Genomic DNA, 9515 nt, shown 5'->3' with positions numbered 1-9515 from the left:
TTCGTCGGCGCACTCAAGGGGGTAGGCAAGGTGTATCTGCAAACCGTGCTGGACTGCTACAGCCGCCACGCCTGGGGACGGCTCTACACCAGCAAACTGCCCATCACCTCGGTCCATGTGCTTAACGAAACGGTGCTGCCATTCTTTGAAATCCACGAGGCACGGGTCTATACCATCCTGTCGGATAACGGGCGCGAGTTCTGTGGGCGCCCTGACCACCATCCCTACGAGCTGTTCCTGCAACTGGAGGGGATTGAGCACCGAACCACCAAGGTGCGCAGGCCGCAGAGCAACGGCTTTATCGAGCGGCTGCATCGCACACTGCTGGATGAACACTTCCGTATCAAGGGGAGAACGACCTGGTATGAGTCGGTAGAGCAGATGCAGACAGACCTGGGTAGCTATCTGGAGCACTACAACACCCAGCGGCCACATCAAGGCAGGATGATGGAAGGACAGACTCCCTACAGCATGTTCAAAAAGGGTCTGAAATTGATACCGAAGGAAGTGCGCACTAAAGTAGCGTAAACAAGACACCGGTTTGAGGCCGGTGTCAGGTGATAACTAGATCTGTACATATGGCGTAGGCCTGACCCATGGGTGACTCCGACGAGGCTGTTGCCAAACGGCTATGTTAGCGAGCGATGCTGGAGAGGGAAGCGGGAGATGATAGTTTTCTGGGCAAGATCAATAAATTAGTCATCCTGAGCCGTGTTGAAGTCGAACATCCACAACGAAAGGGCTGATCTCCAAGGGCTGAAATTGGGACAGCTACCGTTTTGAGCGCCGCGCAGCGAGCCCACTTGTAGTCACTACCGGGCCGGGTCAGGTGCACCATAAAGGATGATGGCGCAGCCGGATCAACAGGCCTGTCATAGTTTCGGAGCTTGGCCGAGCAGCTTCCTCCTCCCTTGATGCCGGTCTCTCTGGTATGATGCGTCATCATTTAGCGACCGGTGACGAGACCCGCATCATGGTGGTCAGGCTGCCGGTACGGCCATTTTTCTTCGGGGCGCATTTATGCGACCCGACCTACGGATCTTGAACATGAGCACTGAACTGATCTACGGCATTCACGCTGTCACCGCGCTGCTGGAGCGCACCCCCGAGCGCTTCATCGAAGTGTGGGCCCTCAAGGGGCGGGATGACGACCGGCTGCAACCCCTGCTGGCCGAGCTGGAATCCCTCGGCTTGCGCGTACAGAGCGTGAACCGCAAGACCCTTGATGACAAAGCGGAAGGCAACAATCACCAGGGCATCATGGCCCGAGTGAAAGAGGCGCCGAAGCTCGCCGAGCACGATCTGGCCAGCCTGCTGGACGAGCTGGCGGCACAACAGAGCCAGCCCTTCCTGCTGGTGCTGGATGGCGTGACCGATCCGCACAACCTCGGCGCCTGCCTGCGCAGCGCCGATGCTGCCGGGGCTAATGCTGTCATCGTGCCGCGGGACAAGGCCACCGGCCTGACCCCGATCGTTCGCAAGGTTGCCTGTGGCGCGGCCGAAGTGGTGCCGCTCATTCAGGTCACCAACCTGGCCCGCACCCTGCGCGAATTGCAGGAGCGCGGCGTCTGGATTGTCGGCACCGCTGGCGAGGCCGATCACGACCTCTATCAGGCCAAACTGACCGGCCCGATGGCGCTGGTGATGGGTGCCGAGGGCAAGGGCATGCGTCGCCTGACCCGCGAACATTGCGACGAGCTGGTGAGCATCCCGATGGCGGGGGCGGTATCCAGCCTCAACGTCTCGGTGGCAACCGGTGTCTGCCTGTTTGAAGCCGTGCGTCAGCGTCGCGGTTAATCATGCTGGCTGACAGACCCCCCTTCGATTGGGCGCAGGTCGCAGATAAAGAGGAGGCCGCGCGCCTCCTCTCTTTTGCCCGCCCGCTGACCCTCAGCCCGAAAAGCTGCCTCTGGCACGCTGGTGACAGCCCGGATCTGCTGGTCAGGGTGGAGCAGGGGCTGCTGCGGGCCAAGCTGGTGCTGGAGGATGGCCGCGAGTACATCAAGGAGTTCTACTGGGAGGGGGACGAGTTTCTCGACTTCCACCACCTGCTTAGTGGCGAGCCAGCCCGCTACAGCGTGGAGGCGCTGGAGCCCTGTCATCTGCAGCTGTTCAGTCTGGCCGACTTGCGCCAGCTGCCCGGCTGGCCGCGCTGGTACCAGCACCTGTTGGAGGTGCAGCTGCGCATCAAGGAGGAGAAGGAGCAGTTGCTGCTGACCGGCAGCCCGCAGGCGCGCTATCAGCACTTTCTCGACAGTTTTCCCGCACTTGATGCCAGAGTGCCCGACCACCAGATCGCCGCCTATCTTGGCATTACTCCCATCAGTCTTAGTCGCATTCGCAAACGGCTGAAAGAACTTAACAAAGGTTAATGCAGAGGGCGGGCGCCACGATTATGCTGGCAGGCCGAACTGATAAGGAGTTGCCGATGAACTGGATCCTGAAACCCTGGTCTGAACTGACCACTGACGAGTTGTATGAGTTGCTGGCGCTGCGGGCCGAGGTGTTCGTGGTGGAGCAGATCTGCCCCTTTCAGGATCTGGACGGGCTGGATCGCCGCGACGGGGTCTTGCACCTGCTCGGCTATCAGGGCGATCTGCTGGCCGCCTATGCGCGGATCATGGCGCCCGGCATCGGCGATGAGAGCGGCGCCGCTATCGGCCGGGTGGTGACCTCACCCAAGGCGCGTGGCGGTGGTCTCGGTCATAAGCTGATCGGCGAGGCGGTCAAGGCGTGCGAGGCGCGCTGGCCGACTCACAGCATCTGGCTGGGGGCGCAGGCCCATCTGCAGGGCTTCTATGGCCAGCACGGTTTTGTGGCGGAAGGGGAAGGCTATCTCGAAGACGATATCCCCCATATGGGGATGCGCAGAGTAGTGGCATAACCACTCGTCAGCGTGATTCAGAATGCAGAAGGGCCATCCCGCGGGATGGCCCTTCTCTTTATCGTCAGGCGATCACTTCTTCTTTTTCTTCTTGGCGGACTTCTTCTTGTCGACCGGCTTTTTCTTCTTCACCGGTACCCGCGCTTCTTTGTGTTTCGGGCGCAGCTCGTCGATCACTCGGCGCTTGAGGCGCTCCTCGGTGTAGCGTTCGATCTTGGCGACCATCGCCATGTCGTGGGCTTCCACCAGGCTGATGGCACAGCCACGGTTGCCGGCGCGGCCGGTACGGCCAATCCGATGGACGTAGACATCGGCGCCGTAGGGCATGTCGTAGTTGATGACATGGCTGACGTTCGGCAGATCGATGCCGCGTGCGGCGACGTCGGTGGCGATCAGGAAGGGCACTTCCCCTTCGTGGAACTTGCGGATCGACTCGATACGCTTGCTCTGCTCCATTTCGCCACGGATCCAGGCGCAGGAGATACCCGCCGCCTGCAGCTGGCCGGAGAGCTCCGCCAGACGCTCACGAGTCTTGACGAAGATGATGGCTTTCTGGGTTTCCGGATCTTTCAGGATATGGGTCAGCAGCGCCAGCTTGTGGGCGGCGTCATCGGCCAGATGGATCCACTGGGTAATGGGGCGACGTTCGCTGCGGGGAGGTTCGGCATGCAGCTCCACCGGATCCTTGAGGATCTCGTTGGCGAACTTCTCAAGGCCGGCCCCTTCCAGGGTCGCGGAGAAGAGCATGGTGTGCTTGCGGTAGCGCGCCTCTTCCACGATGCGGTTCACATCCTTGATAAAGCCCATGTCCAGCATGCGGTCCGCTTCATCCAGCACCAGCACTTCGATGTCGTGGCTCTCGAACTCCTCTTTCTCGATGTACTCGAGCAGACGGCCAGGGGTGGCCACGACGATGTCGGTGGTCTTGGTCAGGGCAGGCAGTTGCTCTTCATGGCTGACGCCGCCGATGATGGTCTCGATGCTGAGGTTGGTGTGAGCCGCCAGCGCCTTGGCGTGTGCGGTCACCTGCAGAGCCAGCTCGCGGGTCGGGGTCAGGATCAGCATGCGGCAGGGGCCCGGCTTGCGGCGCGGGAAGTCCAGCAGGTGCTGGAGTGCCGGCAGCAGGAAGGAGGCAGTCTTGCCGGTACCGGTCGGAGCGGATGCCAGAATATCGCGGCCGTCCAGGGCTGGCTCCAGCACCATCTGCTGGATGGTGGTGGGGCGGGTGAATCCCATCTCGGCCAAGGCCCGGTTGAGGGCTGGGTGCAGGTCGAAATCATCAAAGGACTGGCTCATGGCAATACTCGGTCATTAAGGAAACGGCAGATTATAGGCGATTATCTCGTCGGCTCCTATTGGTGAGTGTGTCTTAGCCGCTATAATCGCCCACCATTTTTGCAGATGACGGGGGCCAGATGGGACGTAGTCGCGGATTTACCTTCAAACAGTTCCATATTAATCACGATCGCTGCGCCATGAAGGTAGGCACCGATGGCATTTTGCTCGGTGCCTGGGCGCCGGTCGAACAGGCGCGTCGAGTGCTCGATATCGGCACCGGCAGCGGCCTGATTGCCCTGATGCTGGCCCAGCGCAGCAGGTCTGACTGCCGTCTTGATGCGGTCGAGCTGGATATTAATGCGGCCAGCCAGGCGCGGGAGAATGCGGCGGCTTCTCCCTGGGCCGATCGGGTAACCGTCATAGAGAGTGCCATTCAGGATTATCAGGCTGCCCCTTACGATCTTATCGTCTCCAACCCTCCCTATTTCGTGGCAGGCCAGTCATTTAGCGATCCGGCGAGGGCGTTGGCCCGCCATACCGGCGCCCTCGACAGCCACGCATTACTGGCGGCCTGCGATCGTTTGTTGAGCCTGAACGGGCAGGTGGCGCTGGTGCTGCCGACGGCGATGGCCGATGAAATTTTATGCATTTCGGCGAATTATGATCTGCATGGCATTTGTTATACAGCTGTTATCACCAGAGAGGGTAAAGAGGCAAATCGTGTTTTATTGCTACTTGGCAGAGGATTAAACAGGTGTGAGAGGGGTGAAATTGTGATCCATTCTGCTGATGGGGCCTATTCCGACAGATATATCCAACTGACCAACCCCTTCTATTTGAAGATGTAAATTTCGTCTTGAACTATTTTTTCACGCCATTATGCTGGTTCCAGATCGAGCGCCCGCTCCAGACCAGCTAAAACCACTGGTTGCGATGAAAAAACATGCGGGGCTCTTTTTTTATACCCCCTGAACACACCCGGTCAGCGACCGATAAAAACTATAACAAGCAATAATTTACAAGACAGACGAGGTTGAACTTGACGAAATCACTCACATTGTCCGATGTACTCGGATTAGGGTTTATGACCTTCGCCTTCTACTTGGGCGCCGGTAACATCATTTTCCCGCCGTTGGCCGGTTACATGGCTGGTGAGCACCTCTCCCTGGCGATGTTTGGCTTCCTGGTCACTGCCGTGGGCCTGCCTCTGGTGACCATTCTGGCCGTGGCGAAAGCCGGTAACGGCTGGGCTGGCATGACCAAACTGCTGCCTGCCGGTGTCGCGACTGCGCTGGCCGTTGCCATCTACATCATCATCGGCCCGGCCTTTGCCGCGCCCCGTACCGGTCTGGTTGCCTACGAGATGGGCCTCAAGCCGTTCATCGGTGATATGGGGCAAGCGGGTCTGGCGGCCTATACCGTGATCTTCTTTGGTGTGGCCATTCTGGTCTCCATGAACCAGGGCAAGCTGATGGACGCCATCGGCAAATACCTGACTCCGGTACTGATGCTGCTGCTGCTGACTCTGGCGATCGGTGTATTCGTAGCACCGCAAGGCTCCATGCCTGATGCGTCCGGTGACTATCAGAACAGCCCCTTCGTGAAAGGGATCCTGGAAGGCTACAACACCATGGACACCCTGGCGTCCCTGATGTTTGGCGCCCTGATCGTCGATCTGCTGCGCCAGAAAGGCATCAACGATTACAAGAGCCAGTTCAAGTATCTGGCCATTGCCGGCCTTATCTCTGCCGTTGGTCTGAGCGTGGTGTACGTCTCCCTGTTCCAGCTGGGTAACACGGCAGCCGGTGTGGCGACGGATGTCAGCAATGGTGGCGCCATCGTCAACGCCTACGTACTGAGCCTGTTTGGTCAGCCGGGTCAGTTCATTCTGGCGGCCATCATCACTCTGGCTTGCTTCACCACTGCCGTGGGCCTGATCTCTGCCTGCTCTGATTTCTTCCACAATCTGACCGGCATGGCTTACAAGAAGCTGGTGGTGTTGCTGGGCGTTATCTGTGCCGTGGTGGCCAACGTGGGTCTGAGCCAGTTGATCAGCCTCTCCATTCCGGTGCTGGTTGCCATCTATCCGGTTGCCGTGGCGCTGGTGCTGGTCACCTTCCTGAAGGGTTACTTCGGCCGCCCCCGTCTGGTGTTCCGTGGGGTGTTGATGGTTGCCTTCCTGTTCGGTTGCCTGGATGGTCTGGGTGCTGCCGGTATGAAGATGGATGCGTTTGCCTTCCTGCCGCTGTTCGACAAGGGCCTCGCCTGGCTGATGCCGACCCTGCTGGCCTGCGTAGTTGGCGTGATGGTGCGTCCGACCGAGATGGCTGCCGAAGCTGCCTGATCACACCCGATGTGATATTGCCAAGAGCCTGCCCCGTGCAGGCTCTTTTGTTTTCTGTGAGCCTCGCATTTCACCTCGCTTTGCTGCCGTAATTGTCACCGTACGCAGATAGCATCTGAGCAGCCGTATTTGGCCGCTATAACCTGTTCCCCTCTTCTTGCCTCCAATACGCCACGTGTGACACCTGTTTATGGATCGCCGAGTTGTTCGGCGATTAATTCCACAGCGGTAAATTGTTTCAAGATATTAATTGGTGATTGAGATCGAACTCCTCTTCTTTATGCTAAAGGTGGTGCGCCTCATCCGGTCCGCGGGCCGTGTGGGGGCGAGAGGTATTGTTACCGGTTATCTGCCAGGCAGTGGGTGCAATCAATAACAAGCTGATAAGGCAGATGAGGTTGAGTTTGACGAAATCATTGAAATTGTCCGACGTATTCGGATTGGGGTTTATGACGTTTGCCTTCTATCTGGGGGCTGGCAATATCATTTTTCCGCCGCTGGCCGGTTTTATGGCTGGTGAGCATCTGCTGGCCGCCATGTGCGGCTTTTTGCTGACGGCGGTGGGTTTGCCGCTGATCACCCTGATTGCGGTGGCCAAGGGGAGCTCGGGGGGCGGCGCGAGTGGCTGGACCGGAATGACCCGCTATCTGCCCGCCGGGGCGGCGACGGCGCTGGCCATCGCCATCTATATCATCATGGGACCCGCCTTTGCCATTCCCCGCACCGGTCTGGTCGCCTACGAGATGGGGCTCAAGCCCTGGCTTGGCGATACCGGTCATGCGGGACTGCTGATCTACACCCTGAGTTTCTTTGCGCTGGTGATCTTGGTGGCGCTCGATCGGGGCAAGCTCCTTGATGCGGTCGGCAAGTACCTAACTCCCGCCCTGATGGCGATGCTGCTCATTCTGGCGGTCGGGGTCTTTATGACGCCGCAGGGCACCATGCCAGATGCCAGCGGTGAGTACATAGATGCAGCCCTGACCAAAGGAATGCTGGAGGGGTACAACACCATGGATACCCTGGCCTCCCTGATGTTTGGTGCCCTGATCATCGGTTTGTTGCGCCAGAAGGGGATCGAGGATTATCGCAGCCAGTTCAAATATCTGACCATCGCAGGTTTGATCTCGGCGGTCGGGCTGTCGGCTGTCTATATCTCGCTCTTTCAGCTAGGCAACAGCGCCGGTGGGGTGGCGAGCGATATCAGCAACGGCGGCGCCATCGTCAATGCTTACGTCCTGAGCCTGTTTGGCCAACCGGGTCAGTTTATTCTGGCTGCCATCATCACCCTGGCCTGTTTTACCAGCGCGGTCGGCCTGCTCTGTGCCGGTGCCGACTACTTCCATGGCCTGACTGGTTGGGCCTATCGCAACTGGGTGATCCTGCTGGGGGCGCTCTGTGCAGTGGTGGCCAATGTGGGGTTGAGCGAATTGATCGGCCTCTCCATTCAGGTGCTGGTGGCCATCTATCCGGTTGCCATCGCGCTGGTGCTGGTGACCTTCCTCAAGGGATGGTTTGCCCAGCCACGGCTGGCGTTTCGCGGCGTGCTGACGGTAGCCTTTTTGTTTGGTTGCCTCGATGGGCTGGGCGCTGCCGGTATGGCGATGGACGGCTTTGCCTTCCTGCCGCTGTTCGACAAGGGGCTTGCCTGGCTGCTGCCGACCCTGTTGGCCTGCATCGTCGGCATCCTGGTACGACCAAGCGGGAAGTTGGCTGCCGAAGCGGCTTGATTCAGAAACAACGAGATAGCAAAGAGGCCAGCATCTGCTGGCCTCTTCTGTTTCTGCCGGATCCGTTACCGGATCAGATTTGCGGGCCTTTCGGCTTGGGTTTGCCCTCCAGACCATACCAGTGGGTTTCTACCAGTCCGGCATGCCACTCGAAGGTGCCCCAGGGCTGCTTGGCTTCCCAGCGCGGGAAGTTGATGAGCACCCGGTTATCTTCGTACTTGTAGAGGGAGGTGCTGACCTGAATGTCCGACAGGATCAACAGCAGGGCCCAGCAGATGAAAATCCATTTCAATGCTTTCCACATAGGGTTACTCGAAGCAGATTTCGATGGTAGCGCGACCGAAATCCGATTCGAACGGCATCATGATCTTGGTGCCATCGGCACGGTGGGTAATGGTGTGGTTGGGGCCGGAGACGATGATGGGGGTCGCCATGTCAAACTCGTAGCCCTTCTCGCCCAGCATCCGCTTGGCACCGCCGGTCACCATGTTGGTGATTTCACCGACCATGTCGGTCACCTCTTCGTTGATGGAGGCGGGAGCTTCCCCCAGCATGCGGCGCATGATCTCCAGCGCCAGCCCCTTCTCGAAGCTGATGGAGAGGGAACCTCGGGTCTGCGGGCCGACCATGCCGATCAGGCCGGAGACGTCGCCGCGCGCCAGCTCATCCATCTTGCGTTTCGGTTTGCCCGGTTTGAGTTCCAGCTGTGCCATGGTCGAGAGCACATTGAGCAGGGATAGCAGGAACGGATTTACAAAATCAGCCTTCATGATGACTTCCTACAGTGGGCGTACAACGGGCACATTGGCCATGTGCCTCTATCGTCTTATTGGTAATAGTAAAACCATGCAAGTGGGCCTGCTCGGAAAACGCGCTATCGATCGCCGTATCGTGAAGCTCGACCACATCCCCGCACTCGTCGCAGATCAGCAACTGCATCGGGTGAGCGTGATCGAAGTGGCAGCAGAAGATAAACGCGTTGAGAGATTCCACCTTGTGAGCAAAGCCCTGTTCGAGCAAAAAATCGAGTGCCCGATAGACGGTTGGCGGCTTGGCATTGGCTTCGGTTTGTTGCAACTGGGCCAACAAATCATAGGCGCTGATGGCGTTGCCGTGTGCCGCCAGCAGGCGAAATACCTGACGTCGGGTCGGGGTGAAGCGGATCCCTCGCTGTATACAGAGTCGCTCGGCTCGTTGTAAAAGTTGGTCTTGATTCATGATCGCGCAGATACCCTTTCTATTAGCCGGATACTATCACAGGGCCTCGCATGGCGCGGCGACA

Annotated in this window: 10 protein-coding genes and 1 pseudogene; 7 read left to right on the top strand and 4 right to left on the bottom strand. The window is 58.8% G+C overall.

Going from position 1 to position 9515, the window contains the following annotated elements; all coding sequences use genetic code 11:
• The 4 genes and pseudogenes from AB5Y92_RS21425 to AB5Y92_RS21410 form a co-directional block, all read left to right on the top strand.
• Positions 1-528 (top strand): annotated as a pseudogene (locus AB5Y92_RS21425) (IS481-like element ISAs19 family transposase); the annotation flags it as partial.
• A 519-nt stretch (positions 529-1047) separates the two neighbouring features.
• Positions 1048-1797: a 23S rRNA (guanosine(2251)-2'-O)-methyltransferase RlmB gene (rlmB, locus tag AB5Y92_RS21420; RefSeq protein WP_164536051.1), complete on the top strand. Its 750-nt coding sequence runs from the start codon at positions 1048-1050 to the stop codon at positions 1795-1797.
• A 2-nt stretch (positions 1798-1799) separates the two neighbouring features.
• Positions 1800-2372, top strand: a complete 573-nt coding sequence (locus AB5Y92_RS21415) for a Crp/Fnr family transcriptional regulator (RefSeq protein ID WP_164536052.1) — start codon at positions 1800-1802, stop codon at positions 2370-2372.
• Positions 2373-2428: 56 nt separating this feature from the next.
• On the top strand, positions 2429-2884 hold the full coding sequence (locus AB5Y92_RS21410; RefSeq protein WP_164536053.1) for a GNAT family N-acetyltransferase: 456 nt from the start codon (positions 2429-2431) through the stop codon (positions 2882-2884).
• 72 nt (positions 2885-2956) lie between these two features.
• Here the strand turns inward: AB5Y92_RS21410 and srmB are convergent, their stop codons facing one another.
• Positions 2957-4180: an ATP-dependent RNA helicase SrmB gene (srmB, locus tag AB5Y92_RS21405; RefSeq protein ID WP_005335816.1), complete on the bottom strand. Its 1224-nt coding sequence runs from the start codon at positions 4178-4180 to the stop codon at positions 2957-2959.
• Positions 4181-4299: 119 nt separating this feature from the next.
• On the opposite strand from srmB, the gene AB5Y92_RS21400 reads away from it, so the two are divergent.
• From AB5Y92_RS21400 to brnQ (AB5Y92_RS21390), 3 genes are all read left to right on the top strand, one after another.
• Positions 4300-5010, top strand: a complete 711-nt coding sequence (locus AB5Y92_RS21400) for a tRNA1(Val) (adenine(37)-N6)-methyltransferase (RefSeq protein ID WP_368227717.1) — start codon at positions 4300-4302, stop codon at positions 5008-5010.
• Positions 5011-5201: 191 nt separating this feature from the next.
• Positions 5202-6506 (top strand): branched-chain amino acid transport system II carrier protein, encoded by a 1305-nt coding sequence (gene brnQ / locus AB5Y92_RS21395; protein WP_005335813.1) that lies wholly within the window; start codon positions 5202-5204, stop codon positions 6504-6506.
• Between the two features lie 449 nt (positions 6507-6955).
• Positions 6956-8233, top strand: a complete 1278-nt coding sequence (gene brnQ / locus AB5Y92_RS21390) for a branched-chain amino acid transport system II carrier protein (RefSeq protein WP_368227719.1) — start codon at positions 6956-6958, stop codon at positions 8231-8233.
• Positions 8234-8306: 73 nt separating this feature from the next.
• Here brnQ (AB5Y92_RS21390) and AB5Y92_RS21385 read toward each other — a convergent pair whose 3' ends face one another.
• Genes AB5Y92_RS21385 through zur form a run of 3 tightly spaced genes read right to left on the bottom strand, consistent with a single transcriptional unit; the run spans position 8307 to position 9451 of the window.
• Positions 8307-8537, bottom strand: a complete 231-nt coding sequence (locus AB5Y92_RS21385; protein ID WP_368227716.1) for a hypothetical protein — start codon at positions 8535-8537, stop codon at positions 8307-8309.
• Between the two features lie 4 nt (positions 8538-8541).
• Entirely contained in the window at positions 8542-9003 is a 462-nt protein-coding gene (locus tag AB5Y92_RS21380) for a chemotaxis protein CheX (protein WP_005343179.1), read from the bottom strand.
• Positions 8993-9451 (bottom strand): zinc uptake transcriptional repressor Zur, encoded by a 459-nt coding sequence (gene zur / locus AB5Y92_RS21375; protein WP_005335805.1) that lies wholly within the window; start codon positions 9449-9451, stop codon positions 8993-8995. The genes AB5Y92_RS21380 and zur overlap by 11 nt, the downstream gene beginning before the upstream one ends.
• Between the last annotated feature and the right edge of the window lie 64 nt (positions 9452-9515).

This window comes from Aeromonas sp. R1-1 (genome assembly GCF_040908495.1).
GTDB classification, from domain to species: domain Bacteria; phylum Pseudomonadota; class Gammaproteobacteria; order Enterobacterales; family Aeromonadaceae; genus Aeromonas; species Aeromonas veronii.
The sequence above is the reverse complement of the archived record's forward strand: the minus strand, read 5'-3'. Positions and strand labels throughout refer to the sequence as shown.

Bases quoted from the DNA above. Each gene is read 5' to 3' on its own strand.
- AB5Y92_RS21385 (WP_368227716.1), bottom strand. From the start codon at position 8,537: ATGTGGAAAGCATTGAAATGGATTTTCATCTGCTGGGCCCTGCTGTTG.
- brnQ (WP_368227719.1), top strand. From the start codon at position 6,956: ATGACGTTTGCCTTCTATCTGGGGGCTGGCAATATCATTTTTCCGCCG.
- AB5Y92_RS21400 (WP_368227717.1), top strand. From the start codon at position 4,300: ATGGGACGTAGTCGCGGATTTACCTTCAAACAGTTCCATATTAATCAC.
- AB5Y92_RS21410 (WP_164536053.1), top strand. From the start codon at position 2,429: ATGAACTGGATCCTGAAACCCTGGTCTGAACTGACCACTGACGAGTTG.
- AB5Y92_RS21415 (WP_164536052.1), top strand. From the start codon at position 1,800: ATGCTGGCTGACAGACCCCCCTTCGATTGGGCGCAGGTCGCAGATAAA.
- rlmB (WP_164536051.1), top strand. From the start codon at position 1,048: ATGAGCACTGAACTGATCTACGGCATTCACGCTGTCACCGCGCTGCTG.
- srmB (WP_005335816.1), bottom strand. From the start codon at position 4,180: ATGAGCCAGTCCTTTGATGATTTCGACCTGCACCCAGCCCTCAACCGG.
- zur (WP_005335805.1), bottom strand. From the start codon at position 9,451: ATGAATCAAGACCAACTTTTACAACGAGCCGAGCGACTCTGTATACAG.
- AB5Y92_RS21380 (WP_005343179.1), bottom strand. From the start codon at position 9,003: ATGAAGGCTGATTTTGTAAATCCGTTCCTGCTATCCCTGCTCAATGTG.